This window comes from Streptomyces sp. GbtcB6 (genome assembly GCF_019091475.1).
In the GTDB taxonomy this organism is placed as follows: Bacteria; Actinomycetota; Actinomycetes; order Streptomycetales; family Streptomycetaceae; genus Streptomyces; species Streptomyces hyaluromycini.
This window is the reverse complement of sequence record NZ_JAGXJL010000008.1, coordinates 279,493-297,762: the sequence shown is the minus strand read 5'-3', so window position 1 is coordinate 297,762 and position 18,270 is coordinate 279,493. Positions and strand designations below refer to the sequence as shown.

The window sequence follows — 18,270 nt, the reverse complement described above, 5'->3', positions numbered from 1 at the left end:
CAGATGCCCACGATTCTTGGACAGAACCAGTACGGCAAGGCCGAGAACCGGGTCGTGAAGATCACGCGGGACGGTGCCACCCACCACATCAAGGACCTCAACGTGTCGGTGTCGCTCTCCGGCGACATGGACGAGGTCCACTACTCCGGCTCCAACGCCAACGTCCTGCCGACCGACACCACCAAGAACACGGTGTTCGCGTTCGCCAAGGAGCACGGCATCGAGTCCGCGGAGCAGTTCGGCATCCACCTGGCCCGGCACTTCGTGACCAGCCAGGAGCCGATCAGGACGGCCCGGATCCGCATCGAGGAGTACGCCTGGGAGCGCATCGAGGCCTCCGACGCCAACTCGAAGTTCATCGGCGCCGACGAGGTCAAGCACTCCTTCGTGCGCAAGGGCCAGGAGACCCGGCTCACCCAGATCACCTACGACGGCGAGCAGTGGGAGGTCATCTCCGGACTCAAGGACCTCGTCGTGATGAACTCGACCAACTCCGAGTTCTGGGGCTACGTCAAGGACAAGTACACGACGCTCCCCGAGGCGTACGACCGCATCCTGGCCACCCAGGTCTCCGCGCGCTGGCGGTTCAACTGGACCGACGACGAGCAGAAGACGCCCCACTGGGAGAAGTCCTACGAGCAGACGAAGAAGCACATGCTCCAGGCCTTCGCCGAGACCTACTCCCTCTCGCTCCAGCAGACGCTGTACCAGATGGGCTCGCGGATCATCAACAACCGCGGCGAGATCGACGAGGTCCGCTTCTCGCTCCCGAACAAGCACCACTTCCTGGTGGATCTGGAGCCGTTCGGTCTCAAGAACGCCACCGAGGACGGTGCCGTGTACTACGCCGCCGACCGGCCCTACGGCCTGATCGAGGCGACCGTCCTGCGGGACGGCTGCGAGGCGAAGATCCCGGTGGACCTCACCAACCTCTGACCAACTCCCCACATCGGCACCCGCGGCCGGCGGGGTTCCCGCTCCCCGGCCACGGCACTCAAATCTCCAGGGTCCTGCCGTGCCCTCACCACCAGTCCACTGAGCGAAAAGGACGAATCATGGCAGCAGACCAGCGCATCGTCATCGAGAACTGTTCGATCGCGACCGTCGACGCCCACGACACCGAGTACGCCGACGGGTACGTCGTCATCGTCGGCAACCGTATCGAGTCGCTCGGTGCGGGCAGGGCTCCCGAGGGCCTGGAGAACGTGGTACGCCGTATCGACGCCACCGGCCACCTGGTGACCCCCGGCCTGGTCAACACCCACCACCACTACTACCAGTGGATCACCCGGGGCCTGGCCACCGACCACAACCTCTTCAACTGGCTGGTCGCGCTGTACCCGACGTGGGCGCGCATCGACGAGCCCATGGTGTACGCGGCCGCGCAGGGCTCGCTCGCGATGATGGCCCGGGGCGGCGTGACCACCGCGATGGACCACCACTACGTCTTCCCCAGGGACTCCGGCGACCTGTCCGGCGCGATCATCCGCGCCGCCCGCGAGACGGGCGTCCGCTTCACCCTCGCCCGTGGCTCCATGGACCGCAGCGAGAAGGACGGCGGCCTGCCCCCGGACTTCGCCGTGGAGACCCTCGAAGGCGCCCTCACCGCCACCGAGGCGACCGTCAAGGAGCACCACGACCCCTCCTTCGACGCGATGACCCAGGTGGCCGTCGCCCCCTGCTCGCCCTTCTCCGTCTCCACCGAACTCCTGCGGCAGGGCGCCGAGTTGGCCCGCCGCCTCGGGGTACGCCTGCACACCCACGGCTCGGAGACCGTCGAGGAGGAGCAGTTCTGCAAGGAGCTGTTCGGGATGGGCCCGACCGACTACTTCGAGTCCACCGGCTGGCTCGGCGAGGACGTGTGGATGGCGCACTGCGTCCACATGAACGACTCCGACATCGCCGCGTTCGCGCGCACGAAGACCGGTGTGGCGCACTGCCCGTCGTCCAACGCCCGGCTCGCGGCCGGCATCGCCCGCGTCCCCGACATGCTCGCCGCCGGCGTCCCGGTCGGCCTCGGCGTCGACGGCACCGCGTCCAACGAGTCCGGCGAACTCCACACCGAACTGCGCAACGCCCTCCTCATCAACCGCCTCGGCGCGCACAAGGAGGCCGCGCTCAACGCCCGCCAGGCGCTGCGCCTCGGCACCTACGGCGGCGCCCAAGTACTGGGCCGCGCAAGCCAGATCGGCTCCCTCGAACCCGGCAAGCTCGCCGACCTGGTCCTCTGGAAGCTGGACACCCTCGCCCACGCCTCCATCGCCGACCCGGTGACCGCCCTGGTCTTCGGCGCGGCCGCCCCGGTCACCGCCTCCTTCGTGAACGGCCGGCAGATCGTCGAGGCGGGCCGCCTGCTGCACGTCGACGAGGACGCGATCGCCCGCGCCACGGGGGCCGAGCCACGGGGGGGGCCCCCCCCCGCGGGGGGGTACCCCCTCTCCCCGCTCGGGCCCGGGGGCCCGGGGGGGGAGGCGGGCCCCCGGCCCGGTGGCCGTGGACCCCGAACAGGGTCCACGGCGGCTGTCTCCTGGGCGCGCGCTGCCCTGCGCGCGCCCAGGAACGGTCACCGTCCTTCGGTCCCGCACGACCACATGCACCACCTCCCTGAAACCCGCGTCAGAGCCGACGTGTCAACCGACCGGAGGAGCCGCCCGTGTCCGCGCATCCCGTGCACCCCGTCGACGAGAAACTCCCCGCCCTGAAAATGGCCACCACGGGCCTTCAGCACGTGGCCGCCATGTACGCCGGAGTCGTCGCCCCACCCCTGATCGTCGGCGCGGCCATCGGCCTCACCGGCACCGAACTGACCTTCCTGACCGGCGCCTGCCTCTTCACCGCCGGCCTCGCCACCTTCCTCCAGACCCTCGGCATCTGGAAGATCGGCGCCCGGCTGCCCTTCGTCAACGGCGTCACCTTCGCCGGGGTCGCCCCGATGACCGCGATAGCCGCCGCCACCCATGACAGGTCCGACGCCCTGCCGGTCATCTTCGGCGCGGTGATCGTCGCCGGCCTCCTCGGTTTCCTCGCCGCCCCCTTCTTCGGCAAGGCGGTCCGCTTCTTCCCGCCCGTCGTCACCGGCACGGTCATCACCCTCATCGGTGTCTCCCTGCTCCCGGTGGCCTTCGGCTGGGCACAGGGCCCCGACCCGACGGCCGACGACTACGGCTCGGCGAAATACCTCGGCCTGGCGGCCGCAACCCTCCTCGTCGTTCTCCTCCTCCGCCGTTTCACCGGCGGCTTCGTCAAACAGATCGCCGTACTCGTCGGCCTGGTCGCGGGCACGGTCATCGCCGTCCCCTTCGGTGCCACGGACTTCGGTCCGGTCGTGGACGCGGATGTCATCGGCTTCCCGACCCCTTTCCACTTCGGCGCCCCGCAGTTCCAGGTCGCCGCGATCCTGTCGATGTGCGTGGTGATGGTGGTCTCGATGACCGAGTCGACCGCGGACATGCTGGCGCTGGGCGAGATCGTGGAACGGCCCGCCGACGAGCGGACGATCGCGGCGGGCCTGCGCGCCGACACCCTCGGCTCGGCGATCAGCCCGCTCTTCAACGGGTTCATGTGCAGCGCCTTCGCGCAGAACATCGGCCTGGTCGCGATGACCCGGATCCGCAGCCGGTTCGTGGTCGCGGTCGGCGGCGGCTTCCTGGTGCTGATGGGGCTGTGCCCGATGGCCGCCTCGCTGATCGCCGTCGTACCCCGCCCGGTGCTGGGCGGCGCCGGCGTGGTCCTGTTCGGGTCGGTGGCGGCCAGCGGCATCCAGACCCTGGTCAAGGCAGGCCTCGACAAGGACGAGAACATCCTGGTCGTCGCCGTCTCCCTCGCCGTGGGCATCGTCCCGATCACCGCGCCGGACTTCTACCACGCCTTCCCGCAGACCGCCCGGATCGTCCTCGACTCGGGCATCTCGACGGGCTGTGCGGCGGCCGTGCTGCTGAACCTGGTCTTCAACCACCTCGGCCGGCGGCGCGCGGAAGCGAAGGGCACGACAGACGCCGCCCTGCCCCTCGCGGCACCTCGGTCGATCACGTGACTCAGGCGCTGGGGTGGCGGTAGAAAGTCACCGTGAGCCGACGGGGGAGTACGTCATGAACGAGTCGGGCCGAGTGGAGGCCTTCAGCGACGGGGTCTTCGCCATCGCCGTCACCCTGCTCGTCCTGGACATCAAGGTGCCGAAGACCGCGGAGGGCGACAGCCTCTGGCAGGCACTGGGCGCCCAGTGGCCGTCCTACGCCGCCTATGTGGTGAGCTTCCTGGTCGTCGGGATCATGTGGGTCAACCATCACCAGCTGTTCAGCTATGTCGCCAGGGTCGACCGGAAGCTGATGTTCCTGAACCTGCTGGTGCTGATGGTGGTGTCCGCCGTGCCCTGGCCGACGGCGATGCTCGCCGAGTACCTGCGGGAGGACGCGTCCTCGCACGCGGCGGCGGCCGTCTACAGCCTGGTGATGGTCCTGATGGCGGCCGCCTTCCAGGCACTGTGGTGGCATCTCACCCGGACCGGCCACCTCTTCGACGCCCGCGTCGACGTCGAGGCCGCGCGTGCCACCCGCGCCCGCTTCGCGCTCGGCTCACTCGGCTACCCGCTCACCGTCGGCCTCGCCTTCGTCTCCGCACCGCTCACCCTGGCCGCACACGGCCTGCTCGCCCTCTACTACGGCTTCAACCAGGTACCGGTCCCGACCCGCCCGGACCAGGCCACGCCGTAGCGTCCTCACGTCCAGGCAGCCGAATTCAGCGCGCGGTGCGCGCCGGCGACCTGGGGGTTGCGCAGCGGGACCACTCCCACGCAGCGGCCGTCGTGGTCGAGCAGCCGGCCCATGTGCTTGACCGTGCGCAGCACCACCGAGCGGTCGGCGACGGTCAGCCGGGGCAGCCTGCGGGACAGGTGGGCCTCGAACGCGTGCACATCGCGCAGATCGCGGAGCCAGACATCGATCACCAGGTTGTACGGCCCGGCCGTGATCGAGCACGAGCGGACCTCGCGCACCCCGGCCAGCACCCTGCTGGTCTCCTCCACGTACTGGCCCGGCACCGAGGCGAAGTAGACGGCGGACAGCGGCCAGCCCGACAGCGGCCGGGCCAGGTCGCAGCGCAGACAGAGCCGGGAGGCGAGCAGCGACTGCACCCGGCGGCGCAGGGTGGTGAGGCTGGTTCCGGTGGCCGCCGCCAGGTCGCGCAACGACATCCGGCCGTCCACGCTGAGGAGCTCGAGCAGGCGGGTGTCCAGCTCCTCCCAGCGCGGCTCGGCCAGGGCCGCCGGCGGGCCGGACGGGGGGAGCGCCGCTTCGAGGCGGGCCGCCTGGGCCTCGTCCAGGCTGCGCAGCCGCCAACGGCTGCCCTCCGTCGAGACGCCGGTCGAGACATGCGTACGGGTCGCGCGCACCCCCGGCGTCCGCTGGAAGAGCGAGGTGGTGAGCCGGGCCAGCTCGTCCAGGCTGCGGGTCTGCACCGCGGCCACCAGGTCCCGGCCGCCCGCCGTGAGCTTGATGTTGGGCACCGCCGGGTCCTTCGCGATGGCCTGCGCCACGTCCTCGGCGGCGCCCGGCTCGGCGTCCACCTCGACGGTCCCGGTCACCACGATCCGCGGGTCGTACAGCCGGGGATAGGCGGTCACCCAGGCCAGGCCCGCCTCCTGGAGCCGCTGCCAGCGCCGGGCCGCGGTGACCGGGTTGACCCCGAGCACCTCGCCGACGAGCGTCCACGGCGCCCGGGGGTGGATCTGCAGGGCGTGCACCACACACCGGTCCAGCTCGTCGAGGTCCGGTTCCGGTTCCGATTCCGGGGCGGCGTAATCCTGCACCCCCAGGAGCGGCGCTTCCCTGCGCGCGGTCCGGGAATCCGGCGCGAAGTCTGCATCGTCACACCAGGTTTTCTTCAGCATTCCACACTCCCTTCTCCTGTCCCCGACTGTGCCCGACGGCCCCTGACGGCCCCTGACTGTTCTCGACAGAGGAGGAGTGACCGCACCCCATGACGGATCCCATCACCCCCCGGACCGCTCTGCGGATCCAGCGAGCCCGCCTCATCGACGGCACCGGCGCCGCCCCGGTGGACGACGCCGTAGTGACCATCGATGCCCAGGGCACGATCACCTACGCCGGTCCCGCCGCGACCGCCCCGCCCGCCGCCGGTGAGCGGGTCCTCGACGCGGATGACCGCACGGTACTGCCCGGTTTCTTCGACTGTCACGTCCACCTCGCCTACGCCCACGGCGCGGCACCCGGCCGCCGCGCCGAACTCGACCCGGTGCTGGTCACCCTGGACACGGTCACCCGGCTGCGCCGGACCCTCGACGCCGGCATCACCACCGCCCGCGACCTCGGCGGCCTGTCGGCGGGCTTCCGCACCGCCGTCGAGACCGGCAGGATCGTCGGCCCCCGGCTGCACACCGCCGTCCGCATCATCAGCCACACCGGCGGCCACGCCGACGTCCGCCTGCCCGACGGGACCGATCTGAGCGCCGGGATGTCCGAGATCGCCGACGACACGGCGGCGGCCCGGCTCGCGGTGCGCCGGGTGCTGCGCGACGGCGCCGACCTGGTGAAGGTCTGCGCCACCGGCGGCATGGGCAGCCCGTACGACGACCCTGACGACGAGGGCCTCCTGGAGGAGGAGATCCGGGCCGTCGTGGACGAGGCCCGGCGGCACGGCGGCAAGCCGGTCGCCGCGCACGCCCAGGGCAACGCGGGCATCCTCAACGCCCTCCGCGGCGGCGTCACCAGCATCGAGCACGGCTACGGCCTCGACGAGCGCGCGCTGGACCTGGCCGGAGAGCGCGGGGTGTTCGTCGTACCGACGCTGTCCACCGTCTACGCGGGCATCAACAAGGACACGATGCCGGACTACCACTACCAGAAGAAGACCCGCTGGTCCGGGGTGACCAAGGAGAACATCGCGCGGGCCATCGAGTACGGTGCCCGGATCGCCCTCGGCACGGACGCCGCCGTCGGCCCGCACGGCGTGAACCTGATGGAGCTCTCCTACCTGGTGGACCTCGGCATGGACCCGATGGCCGCCATCGTCGCCGGCACCCGCACCGCCGCCGAACTCCTCGGCGTCGCCGACCGCCTCGGTACCCTCACCGCAGGCCGCACCGCCGACCTGATCCTCTGCGACGGGGATCCGCTCCGGGACATCGGCGTCCTCGGGGACCCCGCGAACATCGTCTGCGTCGTCCAGGACGGCGTCGTACGCAAGGACCTCCTGCCAACAGCGACGGAAGGGCGGCTCTGATGTCCTCACTCACCGACCTCCCCGCCCCGAGCGAGTCCCCGGACAAGCAGCGGCCCAGCGGCGTCGACCGGGTGCTCGCGCTGATCGAACGCGCCGGCAACGCGCTCCCCAACCCGATCCTCCTGTTCACCGCCCTCTTCCTGCTGCTGGCCGTCGTCTCCACCGCGCTCGCACTCGGAGACGTGCACGTCACCGTCCCCGGCACCACCGACACCAAGCCGATCACGGGGCTGTTCACCGGGGAGGGCGTGCGCTGGCTGACGGAGAACCTCGTCACCAACTTCGCGACCTTCCCGCCCGTCGCCGCCGTACTCCTCATGATCATGGCGGTGGGGGTCGCCGAGAAGGCCGGACTCCTGGAGACCGTCATGCGGGCCACCCTGGCCCGCGCGCCCCGGGCGCTGCTGCCGTACCTGGTCGCGCTGGTCGCCTGCCAGGCGCACATGATCAGCGATGTCGCCGCGATCGTGCTGCCGCCGCTGGCCGCCGTGGTGTTCAAGAGCGCGGGCCGTCATCCGGTGGCCGGTCTGATCGGCGGCTTCGCGTGCGTCGGCGCGGGCTACGCGGCCGGGTTCACGATCGGCTCGCTGGACGCCCTCTACATCGGCATCACCCAGCAGGCGGCCGCGGTCCTGCCCGCCGCCAAGGGCCTCGACCTCAACCTCCTCGTCAACTACTTCTTCACCGCCTCCAGCAGCCTGGTCCTGGGCCTGCTGGGCGGCTTCCTCATCAGCCGTGTCCTGGAACCGCGCCTGGGCACCTACGAGCCCTCCGCCGACGAGCCGGAGGAGGAGCAGGACCTCGCCCTCACCCCCGTCCAGCGCCGGGGCCTGCTGTACACCGCGCTCGTCGTCCTCGCGTACGCGGCCGCGGTGCTGTCGCTGTGGCTGCCCGAGGGCGCCCCGCTGCGCGGCGACGGCGGGGCGCTGGTGCCCTCCCCGCTGCTCACCGGCATCGTGCCGGTGCTGTTCGGGGCGTTCCTGCTGGCCGGCCTGACCTACGGCTTCACGGTCAAGGCGCTGAGCGGCTCGGAGGGCGTGGTCACGGCGATGACCGGCTCCGTGCAGAACATGGCCGGCTACCTCGTCCTGATGTTCGTGGCCTCCCAGGTCATCGCCCTGTTCAACTGGTCCAATGTCGGCATCCTGCTGGCGGTGAAGGCGGCGGCCGGCCTGGACGCGATCGGCCTGACCGGCTTCTGGGCGCTGGTCGCGTTCGTGCTCCTCGCCGCCTGCCTGAACCTGTTCATCGTCTCCGGGTCGGCGCTCTGGTCGCTGGTGGGGCCGGTGTTCGTGCCGGCGTTCATGCTGCTCGGCATGAGCCCGGCCCTCAGCCAGGCGGCGTTCCGCATCGGCGACTCGGCCACCGGCATCATCACGCCGATGAACCCGTACGTCTTCCTGCTCCTCGCGATGCTCCGCCGCTACGAACCCGACGCCCGCCTCGGCACCCTCATCTCCCGGCTGGCGATCTTCACCGTGCCGTTCCTGGTGGTGTGGCTGGCCATCCTGGGCGTCTTCTACGGCTTCGACCTGCCGCTGGGGCCGGGGGCGCACATCGGCCTGAAGTGACCGGGTTACCCGGCCGCCGTCCATTCCAGCACGGTCTTCGCGAACTCCCCGGGCAACTGCTCGGGGAGTGGCACGTGCCCGCCGGACAGTACCCGGGTCTCGCAGCCGAGGGCGGCCGCGAACTTCTCCAGGGCGGGCAGGGAGTAGTGGTCGCCGGGCGCGCAGACGGCGAGGACGCGGGCGGTGATGTGCGGCAGCCGGCGGTCCATCTCGTAGGCACGGACGGCCACATGGCCCTCCTCGACGCGGTCCAGGACGCTCAGCGCGTCCACCATGAACCGGGTGAGCGCGGCCTCCTGGCCCTCCTCGTAGAAGCCGCGCCGCCGGTTCCACAGGTCGAGGAGGTGGGAGCCGTCGGGCACCGGGTCCACGTGGTCGACGGGCTTGCGTTCGGCGGCCGTCCGGCGCTTCTCGTCGTCGACGAACGGGGTGGCGGACAGCAGGAGGCTGGCCACCCGGTCCTGGAGGCGGGCGGCGAGTTCCACCGCGATCACCCCGCCGGTGTGATGGCCGACCAGATGGAAGCGGTCCAGGCCGAGCGCGTCCGCCAACTCCTCGGCCGCGTCGGCGAACAGCTCGATGGAGAACGGTCCCTCGGGCCTGGCGGAGGCGCCGAAGCCGAGAGTGTCCATGGCGACGGCCCGCCGCTCGGCGCCGACCAGGGGCAGCACGTCGAGGTACTCGGTCCACGAGCGCGGCGTCTGATGGAGCATCAGGACGGGTTCGCCGGCCGCGTCACCGCACTCGACGTAGTGCAACTGGCCGAAACTGCTGGGCACATAGCCTTTTCTCACGGTCTTCTCCCTCAGTTGAGTCGGGGCAGCACGGCGCTGCCCACCGCCTCGATCAGATCGGTGGGCGGGTCGTAGGAGCCGACGTGCTGGAGGAACACGCCGGTGACGCCGCTCGCGGGCAGGGCGCGGAGCCGGGCGGCGATCTCGTCGGCGGTGCCGAACAGGCAGAACTCCTCGGCGAACCGGAGTGCGTTCTCGTCGCTGATCCAGGCCGAGCAGATGTCGACGGCGGCCTTCCAGTCCTCCGCGTGGACCAGGTCGGGGTAGATGCCCTCGACCTTTTCCGGCACGTGGACGTCGATGCCGGCGAGGGCGAGGAAGGGCGCTCCGCCGTTCTGGGCGATCGAGGCGCAGATCGGCTTGAGCTGTCGCGCCTCGGCCTCGATGTCGTCGGTGACGGCGCAGAACGCGGAGACGGTGAGCGGGAGTCGGCCCTCGCGTCCGGCGGCTCCCTCCCGGACCCGGGCGGTGGCCTGGGCGAGGGTCCGCGGGGAGACCCCGCTGAGCAGGATGACGCCGTCGGCGATCTCCCCGGCCAGGCGCAGGTTCTTCGGCCCGCTCGCGGCCAGGTGGAGGGGGATCCCCGTTCCGGGATTCCCCGGATTCCCCGGACTTCGCGAACTTCGCGGACTTCCCGGGCCCGGGTCGCGCAGGCGTGAGCGGACCCCGCCCGGGAACTCCCACTCCTCGCCCGCGAGCAGGGCGCGCAGCATGCCGATGCCCTCGCGCATCGCCGCCGAGGTGCTCTGCCGCAGTCCGACGGGACCGACCGAGCTGTTGCCGACACCGAGGCCGAGCGTGAAGCGGCCGGGCGCGAGTTCGGCGACGCTCCGGGCGGCGGAGGCGACCACGGCCGGGTGGCGGGTCGCCAGATTGGTGACCGCGGTGCCCAGGCCGATGCGGTCGGTGCCGAGGGCGGCGGCGGTGAGGGTGGTGAACACGTCCCGCCACAGCAGCTGGGAGTCCGGGAACCAGACGTCGTCGAAGCCGAGCCGCTCCGCCCGCCGTACGGTCTCCAGGACGCGGTCGGCCCGGTCGCAGGGCGGGACGCGGATCCCGACCCTCATCAGCGGGCCTCGACGAGCGGGGTGTCGACGCCCACCGGGCCGAGCGTGTTCGCACCGCCCGGCGACCCCAGCGGCGCCGCCCGCCCCGGCAGGGTCTGCTCGAAGAACCGCTTGTTGTCGGCGCGGAACTCGGGGTCGGCGAGCCGGTCCACGGTGATCGCCAGCTCGGGGCAGGCCGTCTCGCAGGCACCGCAGTCGATGCACTCGGCCGGGTTGATGTAGAGCTTGCGCTCGCCCTCGTAGATGCAGTCGACGGGGCACTCCTCGACACAGGAGCGGTCCATGATGTCGACGCAGGCCGGGCCGATGACGTAGGCCATGTCAGTTCTCCTCAGGTATCAGTCGAGTGGCCGGGGAACAGCGCGGCCTCGGGGTCGAGGACGGTGGCCGCGTTGTTCACGGCGGTGGCGACCTCGCCGAAGCCCACGGCGATCAGGCGCACCTTGCCGGGGTAGTCGGTGATGTCCCCGGCGGCGAAGACCCGGGGCAGGTTGGTGGCCATGCGGGTGTCCACCGCGATGCGGCGGGCGTTCAGGGCGAGGCCCCAGTGCTGGAGCGGGCCCAGGTCGGCGACGAAGCCGAGAGCCGCGACCACCGTCCGCGCCGGGACCTCCCGGACGGCCTTGGTGGTGCGGTGCCGCAACTCCACCCGCTCCACGTGCGCGGCGCCGTGCAGGGCGCTCACCTCGGTGTCGGTGATGATCTCGATGCCGAGTTCACGGACCTTCGCCACGCTCGCGTGGTGGGCGCGGAAGCGGGCGGTGCGGTGCACGAGCCGCACGGACCGGGCGACCGGGGCGAGGACCGCGGCCCAGTCGAAGGCGCTGTCACCGCCGCCGACGACCACCACGTCCTGGCCGGCGTGCTCGGCGGGGTCCGGGACGAAGTACACCTGGCCGCGCCCGAGGAAGTCCTCGCCGGCCGGCAGCGCCCGGGGCGTGAAGGTGCCCACCCCGCCCGTGACGACCACCGCCCCGGCCCGGACCACGGCCCCGCGGTCGCTGCGCACGACCGGGTACAGATCGGGCCCGTGGGCCAGCTCCACGGCCCGGTGGCCGAGCAGGTAGCGCGGTCCGTACGGCTCGGCCTGCGCGACCAGGTTCGCCACCAGGTCCCGGCCGCGCACCGCCGGGAACCCGGCGATGTCGTGGATGGGCTTCTCGGGGTACATCGCGCTGATCTGCCCGCCCGGCTGCGGCAGCACGTCCATGACCGTGACGCGCAGTCCGCGGAAGCCGGCGTAGTAGGCGCCGTAGAGGCCTGCCGGTCCGGCGCCGATGATCAGGATGTCCGTCTCGATCGTGCCGGGTTCGTGCGTGCTCGTCGGCACGTCGGTGAGAACGCTCATGGCCCGGGAGCGTAGGAGCGGGGCCGGATACCGTCCTACGGTTCCGTTCCGGTGAGCAGGACGCTCCGCCCGCGCCCCTTCGCCCGCCCCGCTCCGTTCCGGTGAGCGGGACGCTCGGCTCGCCCCTTGCCGTTCCGGCCAGCAGGACGCTTCGCTTACGTGTCCCGGCCCGGCACTGGGACCGTCCTCCCACCCATGCAGCACGACGCCGGGAGGGCGACATGCACAAGGACGCGATCGGCAGGAGAGGTGTCGTCGGGGCGGCACTCGCCCTGTTCCTGACCACGGCCTGTACGGCAGGGTCGACGGACTCGACGGGGGTGTCGGCGGCGGGACTGCCGACGGTGCGGGTGGCCCTCGGCATCGACGCCTCGTACGCCCCCTTCTATCTCGCGGAGGAACGCGGCCTGTTCAAGAAGGCGGGCGTCAACGTGGAGCTGGTGAAGACGGAGGGCGGACCCGCCGCCTCCCAGGCCGTGACCGCGGGCACCGCGCAGATCGCGGCCAACGCCGACTCGACCGCCCTGTCCCTCATGGTCACCGACCCCGGACTGCGCGCCCTCGGCGTCTTCCAGTCCTCCGACCGCTACCTCAAGGTCGTCCTCCGCGACGGGATCACCTCGCCCAAGAAGATCAGGACCATGGCGTCGATCGGCGGGCTCGGCCTGTACGCCACCCACCAGTACCTGCTGCACAACGGCATCGACCCGAAGTCCGTGAAGATCCTCCAGAGCTCGGCCCCGGAGATGCCCGGCATGCTGGAGCGCGGCTCGATCGACGGATACGTGCTGTACGAGCCCTGGGCGGCCAAGGGCGCCGCGTCCGGCGGCCACATCACCGCCCGCATCGGCGACTTCGGGGTGCGCTATGTGCAGTGGCTGCTGGCCGACCAGAACTGGCTCAAGGACAACGAGGACACCGCCGGCAAGGTCTTCAAGGCCGTCGCCCAGGCGGACAGGCTGGTCACCTCCGACCCCGAGGCGGCCGCCGAGGCCTCGAACAAGCAGGTGAAACTCCCTGTCGCGGACACGGAGAAGGTGCTCCCGGAGATCACCTTCTCCGCCCGCGGCATCGACAGCGGTGACGTCACCTCGGCACAGAAGATCGTCGACTTCCTCCTCGGCCAGAAGCTGGTCAAGAAGTCCCCCGACCTCGACACCGCCCTGCTCAAGGGCTGGTACGACCAGCACGCCAGGTGAGTTCCACGAGCCCTGTGACACAGGGGACGCCGTCGCCCTTGACCACGGCGACGTCGAGCGTCACCCGCGTTCCCCCGTCACAGGGCTCGGCCGCACGGACCGTCCCCGTCCAGGTGAGCGGCTCGCCGGCCACGGCGGTGGCCCGGTTGCGCCAGCTCACCGACTCCAGCGCCGCCCCGGGCCCGGCCCACTCCAGGGCATGGCGGCTGAGGGTCTCGCCGTGCAGGGTGGACTGTACGACGACCCCGGGGAACCCCTCGGAGGCGGCGTACCCGGCGTCGTAATGGATGCGGTGCGCGTTCCACGACACGGCGCTGAACCGGAACAGCTGTACGGGGCTGTGCGTGTAGGAACGCGGCGGGCAGACCTGCCCGGCCGCGGGCGCGCCGCTCACGGACCCTCCAGTACGACGATCGTCTCGTCCATCGCCATCAGTTCGGCACCGTCCTGCGCGGTGAAGCGGGTGGTGACGCCGAGCAGCACGAAGTCGCCGGTCCGGCCCTGCCGCAGGTCCGCCGAGATCACCGCCCGTGCGGCGGTCACCCGGGTACCGGCGACCGGGGTCCGCCGCAGCCTGACCGTCTGGCCCCCGTGCACCTGGCGGACCGGCAGTCCCTCGGTGCACGGCGACTCCCGGACGGCCAGCCCGTCCGGGCGCAGCTCGTGCTCGACGGGGCCGTCCTGCCAGCTCATCGTCCCGGCGAGGAACAGCGCGGGGGCCGCGACCGCGTCCCCGGCGGCCTCCTGGGCCCGGGCCCGGCGGAGATAGCCGACGTCGTTCAGGGCCGCCGCGTACCGGCAGAAGTCCTTCACGGCGAGCACCCCGCAGTCCTCGCTCTCCCACTCCCCGACGAGCCCGCGGGCCCGCGCCAGGACCTCGTCCAGTACGGCGCTCACCGCAGCGACCTGGCGATGCCCAGGGCGGCCGTGCGCAGCGCCACGGCATGGCCGGGGCCGTCCATCCGGTAGGTGGGCGCGGTGATGGACAGCGCCCCCACCAGCGTGGACTGGGGGCTGAAGACGGGCACCGCCATGCTCGCGTAGCCCAGCCGGATCTCCTCCGCCTCGGTCGCCACGCCGTCGGCCCGGATCCGCTCCAGCTGGGCCCGCAGCCGCCCCGGCGAGGTCACCGTGTGCCGGGTCAGCGGCTTCATCCCGCTCCGGACCACCTCCGCGAACAGGGAGGCGGGGGAGAACGCCAGGATCGCCTTGCCGGTGGCCGTGCAGTACAGCGGCAGCCGGCCCGCCACCCGGGACTCCTCGCTCAGGCCGCGGTGCGGGAAGATCTTCTCCAGGTACACGACGTCCAGGCTGTCGTGGATCGCGAAGTGGATGGTCTCCTGGGTGGCCAGCAGGAGATCCTCCATGTACGGCTGGGCCACCTCGCGCAGGATCCGCTGCCGGTGCACCCGCTGCCCGATCTCGAAGAGCCTGAGCCCCAGCCGGTAGTCGCAGCCCGAGCGCTCCAGAAGCCCCCAGACGACCAGCTCCTGCGCGAGCCGGTGCACGGTCGCCTTGGCCACCCCGGTCCGGCGCACCAGCTCGGCCAGGGAGAGCGCGTCGTCCTCGGCGGTGAACGCCTCCAGGATCGGCCTGACCTTGCCCAGGACCGAGTTCATGGTGTCCTGGCCGGGAGCCTCGGCCCGGCCGGGAGCCTCGGCCCGTGGGATGACGGAACCGCGCGGGACGGCGAGTGCGGGTTCGGCTGGAGTGGTGTCGGCGCGGCCGACCGTGGTGACGGTCATGGGCGGAACCTCCCGGTCAATCCGTTGCCATGCGGAACTCAGTCCTCTGTCATGCGGGAAACGGAACCATGCGTCCCGTGATCAGGCCATAGGCCCCGTGTAAATTCGCCGTACCGTTAGCGGGCCTCGCCGAGAAACGCCAGGCTGAGCGGGTTGTACAGCTCGGCCTTCTCGTGCTGCGGCCAGTGCCCGCACTCGGTGAAGACCTCCAGCCGGGCCCCGGGGATCGCGGCGGCGATGGCCTCGCCCTCGGGGACGTCCCCGAACGGGTTCTTGTTCGCCCACACCACCAGCGTGGGGGCCTTGATCCGGGCCATCCGGTCCGGCCGGAGCAGGTTGCGCTCACGCCGGTCGACCTCCTGGAGGGCCAGCAGGTTGTGCAGGTTCCGCTGGAACTCCGGCTGGTGGTAGATCTCGTACCGGACCCGGGTCAGCTCCTCGCCGAGGTCCTCGTCCCACTCCGCCCACAGCAGCCGCAGCCGCTCCCGGGTGAGGGAGATGTCGTCCTCCAGGGCCGCCGCCGTCGTCGAGGTCTTCAGCCGTTCCATCACCTGCGGGTTGATCTTCGTGCCGCCCATGCACAGCAGCTGCAGGGAGGCGACCCGGTCCGGGTGCTCGCTCGCCGCCCAGGACGCCACCCAGCCGCCCAGCGACTCACCGACCAGGTGCGCCCGCTCGGCGCCCACGGCGTCCATATAAGCGAGCAGGTGTTCGACGTAGGCCGGAATCTCACCGGGCCGGTCGGGCTTGTCGGTGTAACCGTGGCCGAGCATGTCCACGGCGTGGACGCGGTACCCGGCCGCGGCGTGCACCGGGATGTTCTTGACGAAGGCCTCCAGGTGGCCGGTGGTGCCGTGCAGGAAGACGACGTGCTCGCCGTCCTCGGGCCCGGCCTGGAGGGCGCGGGTACGGATGCCGCCGGCGTCGACGTAGGCGAGACGGTGGTCGGTGCCGGTCAGTTCGGTCCAGATGCTCATGACTGCCTTTCGGAGGACGCGGGGGACGCGGGGTCGAGGACGGCGACGGCCATGCCGGTGAGCCACTCGGGCATCTGCTCGTAGGCCAGCCGCTGCCCGGGGACATGGCCGAGGGCGGCCGCCATGAGCAGCCAGGTGCGGATCTCCTGGGCGCCGTTGCCGGCCCGCTTCTCCAGTTCCCCGGTGGTGAGGCCGGTGAGCCTGCGGGTCTCGCCGCGCTCCACAAGGCTGAGGAACTCCTCGTCGAACTCCGGGGTGAGCGCGGCCTCGGCGGCCCGGATGATCTCGCGGCGGCGGACGTCGTAGTCCTGCCAGTTCTCCCGGCCGTTGAGCCAGGCGTCGACCATGAACTCCTCGTCGCCGCCGTGCGGTTCACGCCAGTCCGGCCAGGGCAGCCGGTGCGAGAGCCCGCCGGAGCCGATCACGGCGACCCGCCGGTCCGCCGGGAAGGAGAGGACCGTCTCCCTGATGGCACGGCCGAGTCGCTCGCAGCGCTCCAGGGTCGGCAGCGGCGGCGCGAAGACGTTGACGACGAGCGGCACGAGCTCCACGTCGAGTCCGTCCAGCAGGTACTGGATCGCGTGCGACTGGCCGTGGTCGATCTGCAGCCGGGCGGAGAAGGCGATGTCGAAACCGTGGTTCTCGACAAGGGAGCCGGCGAGGTGCCGGGCCAGCGGGACGTCGACCCGCTGCGGGCCCTTCGGGGTGCCGGACTCGCCGCTCGCCACGCACTCGCCCACGCCGAGGGTGAAGCTCGGGATGAGGTCCAGCCAGAAGCCACGGAAGTGGTTGGAGCCGACCAGCACCACCGTGTCCGGGCGGGCGGCGGCCAGCCGGTCACGGGCCTCGGCGAGGGCGTCGCGGAAGCGCTCGGCGCGGTCCTTGTGGAAGGTCTGGTCCCAGTGGGTGTTCATCAGCGTGCTGTGCGACGCGCCGACACCCAGGACGATCTCGGTCATGCCGGGTCTCCGGGGATCTCTGTGCGGGGGCGGGTGACGGTGTCGAGCGCCGTACGGATCAGGTGGCGGGTCAGCTTCTCCATCGCCCGCACGGAGACGGTGTTCATCCCGCGTGCGAAGTCGATCTCGAAGGGCGCCTCGGCCTGCGGGACCTTCGGCATGCCGACGCGCACCGTCGGGATGCCGCGACCGCGCAGGATGTTGGCGTCGGTGGCACCGCTGTTGCCGCGGATCACCTCGTGCTCGCGGCCCTCGAAGGCCTCCCACGCGGCGGTCGCGGACCGGCGGATCCAGCTGTCCGGGTCGGTCCGGGTGCCGGGAACGGCGAGCACCATCTCCGCGGTCACACCCTCGAACTTGGCGAGGGCGGCGAGGAACTCCCGCTTCGCCTGCATCGGTGAGGTCTCCGGGGCGATCCGCAGGTCCACCATGAGGGTGCAGGAGGCCGGGGTGACCGCGGCCATGCGCGGCCAGCCGCCGCGCACGGAGGAGACGATGCCCTGCGGGGCGACCGTGCCGCCGGTGTGCCGCTCGGCGTACTCGGCGAACCACTCCTCCAGGTGCCGGGCGACCTCCCCGGCGCGGGCGACCGCGTTGTCGTACGGGAGCCGGTGGCGCGAGCCGACGTAGGTGTGGGTGCCGTGGACGGTGACCTCGAACCAGACCAGGCCGACCTCGTCCCAGGAGACCGTCCAGCCGGGCTTGGCGATGACCGCGTAGTCGGTCCACACACCCTGTTCGAGGAGGTACGAACAGCCGACCCCCTGACCGGTGTTGAGCCTGGAGCTGCCGGGCCGGGCGTTGGTGGGCATGCCGCCCGCGCCGAACGCCGCGACCAGGTCGCCGGTGAGCGGGATGCCGGCGCCCGCGATCGCCTCGGCGGCCATCATCACGCAGGCCGCGTGGCCCTTGGGATTGGAGGCGCCGAGGCCGGTGACCAGATCGTCGTACACCCTCGCCTGAGGGCGCATGTCCTCGCGCAGCTCCGGACCGATCCAGGGGAGGTCCTCACGCTCGTCGCCCACCGTGAGGGTGTCGATGGGGGCGTAGAGCATGAGGTCGGGGCCGGTGCCGTCGCCCTTGAGACGGGACCGGGCGTTGGCTTGGCGGTCGTCGAGGGGCTGGGTTGTTGAATCTTTAATGGTATGTGACATCGTAAGGGCGATGTGCCGGGCCAGTCGGCCTTCGTCGCCCGTCGGGCTGGGGATGTCGACCAGGCCGATGATCAGTTCGCGCAGGCGTTCGCCGGTGACGTGCCGCCAGGCCTCCGTGACCCAGCCGGCGCGCCGCTCGTCGAGGCCGGCCAGGGCGTTCACTGGTTGATCCTGTGCACCTGGGTCATGGTGGTGCGCTCGAAGCGTCGCCTGGCCAGCG

Annotated in this window: 17 protein-coding genes and 1 pseudogene; 7 read left to right on the top strand and 11 right to left on the bottom strand. The window is 71.5% G+C overall.

Going from position 1 to position 18,270, the window contains the following annotated elements:
- Positions 1-3 precede the first annotated feature (3 nt).
- The 4 genes and pseudogenes from pucL to KVT45_RS16725 all read left to right on the top strand — a co-directional run bounded on the left by pucL (position 4) and on the right by KVT45_RS16725 (position 4,709).
- Positions 4-936, top strand: a complete 933-nt coding sequence (pucL, locus tag KVT45_RS16740) for a factor-independent urate hydroxylase (protein ID WP_217548182.1) — start codon at positions 4-6, stop codon at positions 934-936.
- A 119-nt stretch (positions 937-1,055) separates the two neighbouring features.
- Positions 1,056-2,390 (top strand): annotated as a pseudogene (locus KVT45_RS16735) (8-oxoguanine deaminase); the annotation flags it as partial.
- Between the two features lie 314 nt (positions 2,391-2,704).
- Positions 2,705-4,033, top strand: coding sequence for a nucleobase:cation symporter-2 family protein (locus KVT45_RS16730; protein WP_217548276.1), 1,329 nt, complete (start codon positions 2,705-2,707; stop codon positions 4,031-4,033).
- A gap of 55 nt (positions 4,034-4,088) precedes the next feature.
- Positions 4,089-4,709 (top strand): TMEM175 family protein, encoded by a 621-nt coding sequence (locus KVT45_RS16725; RefSeq protein WP_217548180.1) that lies wholly within the window; start codon positions 4,089-4,091, stop codon positions 4,707-4,709.
- 5 nt (positions 4,710-4,714) lie between these two features.
- On the opposite strand, the gene KVT45_RS16720 is transcribed toward KVT45_RS16725, so the two are convergent.
- Positions 4,715-5,884, bottom strand: coding sequence for an Lrp/AsnC family transcriptional regulator (locus KVT45_RS16720; RefSeq protein ID WP_217548178.1), 1,170 nt, complete (start codon positions 5,882-5,884; stop codon positions 4,715-4,717).
- 89 nt (positions 5,885-5,973) lie between these two features.
- Between KVT45_RS16720 and KVT45_RS16715 the strand changes: the two genes are divergently transcribed.
- Positions 5,974-7,236 (top strand): amidohydrolase family protein, encoded by a 1,263-nt coding sequence (locus KVT45_RS16715; protein ID WP_217548176.1) that lies wholly within the window; start codon positions 5,974-5,976, stop codon positions 7,234-7,236.
- Positions 7,236-8,807 (top strand): AbgT family transporter, encoded by a 1,572-nt coding sequence (locus KVT45_RS16710; RefSeq protein WP_217548175.1) that lies wholly within the window; start codon positions 7,236-7,238, stop codon positions 8,805-8,807. The genes KVT45_RS16715 and KVT45_RS16710 overlap by 1 nt, the downstream gene beginning before the upstream one ends.
- A gap of 5 nt (positions 8,808-8,812) precedes the next feature.
- On the opposite strand, the gene KVT45_RS16705 is transcribed toward KVT45_RS16710, so the two are convergent.
- From KVT45_RS16705 to KVT45_RS16690, 4 genes are read right to left on the bottom strand one after another with little or no spacing between them, the layout of a single operon-like run.
- Positions 8,813-9,601 (bottom strand): alpha/beta hydrolase, encoded by a 789-nt coding sequence (locus KVT45_RS16705; RefSeq protein ID WP_308310743.1) that lies wholly within the window; start codon positions 9,599-9,601, stop codon positions 8,813-8,815.
- 11 nt (positions 9,602-9,612) lie between these two features.
- Positions 9,613-10,668, bottom strand: a complete 1,056-nt coding sequence (locus KVT45_RS16700; protein WP_217548173.1) for an LLM class flavin-dependent oxidoreductase — start codon at positions 10,666-10,668, stop codon at positions 9,613-9,615.
- Positions 10,668-10,988 carry a ferredoxin gene (gene fdxA, locus KVT45_RS16695; RefSeq protein ID WP_217548171.1) on the bottom strand — a complete coding sequence of 107 codons (321 nt, stop codon included), beginning with the start codon at positions 10,986-10,988 and terminating at the stop codon, positions 10,668-10,670. Before fdxA ends, KVT45_RS16700 begins: the two co-directional genes overlap by 1 nt.
- An 11-nt stretch (positions 10,989-10,999) precedes the next feature.
- Positions 11,000-12,016, bottom strand: a complete 1,017-nt coding sequence (locus tag KVT45_RS16690) for an NAD(P)/FAD-dependent oxidoreductase (RefSeq protein ID WP_217548170.1) — start codon at positions 12,014-12,016, stop codon at positions 11,000-11,002.
- A gap of 221 nt (positions 12,017-12,237) precedes the next feature.
- Here KVT45_RS16690 and KVT45_RS16685 point away from each other — a divergent pair, with 221 nt between their 5' ends.
- Positions 12,238-13,215 (top strand): ABC transporter substrate-binding protein, encoded by a 978-nt coding sequence (locus KVT45_RS16685; protein ID WP_217548168.1) that lies wholly within the window; start codon positions 12,238-12,240, stop codon positions 13,213-13,215.
- Here the strand turns inward: KVT45_RS16685 and KVT45_RS16680 are convergent.
- From KVT45_RS16680 to KVT45_RS16655, 6 genes are all read right to left on the bottom strand, one after another.
- A complete protein-coding gene (locus tag KVT45_RS16680) occupies positions 13,184-13,609 on the bottom strand; it encodes a MaoC/PaaZ C-terminal domain-containing protein (RefSeq protein WP_217548166.1) in 426 nt (141 codons plus the stop codon). The two genes, KVT45_RS16685 and KVT45_RS16680, sit on opposite strands and share 32 nt — an antisense overlap.
- The gene (locus KVT45_RS16675; protein WP_217548164.1) at positions 13,606-14,112 is read right to left on the bottom strand and encodes a MaoC family dehydratase N-terminal domain-containing protein; all 507 of its coding nucleotides are present in this window, start codon (positions 14,110-14,112) and stop codon (positions 13,606-13,608) included. The genes KVT45_RS16680 and KVT45_RS16675 overlap by 4 nt, the downstream gene beginning before the upstream one ends.
- Positions 14,109-14,834, bottom strand: coding sequence for an IclR family transcriptional regulator (locus tag KVT45_RS16670; RefSeq protein ID WP_308310745.1), 726 nt, complete (start codon positions 14,832-14,834; stop codon positions 14,109-14,111). The genes KVT45_RS16675 and KVT45_RS16670 overlap by 4 nt, the downstream gene beginning before the upstream one ends.
- Before the next feature lie 242 nt (positions 14,835-15,076).
- Positions 15,077-15,937, bottom strand: a complete 861-nt coding sequence (locus tag KVT45_RS16665) for an alpha/beta fold hydrolase (RefSeq protein WP_217548161.1) — start codon at positions 15,935-15,937, stop codon at positions 15,077-15,079.
- A complete protein-coding gene (locus KVT45_RS16660) occupies positions 15,934-16,896 on the bottom strand; it encodes a catechol 1,2-dioxygenase (RefSeq protein ID WP_217548159.1) in 963 nt (320 codons plus the stop codon). Before KVT45_RS16660 ends, KVT45_RS16665 begins: the two co-directional genes overlap by 4 nt.
- Positions 16,893-18,212: a peptidase dimerization domain-containing protein gene (locus KVT45_RS16655; protein ID WP_308310742.1), complete on the bottom strand. Its 1,320-nt coding sequence runs from the start codon at positions 18,210-18,212 to the stop codon at positions 16,893-16,895. Before KVT45_RS16655 ends, KVT45_RS16660 begins: the two co-directional genes overlap by 4 nt.
- Positions 18,213-18,270: the final 58 nt, after the last annotated feature.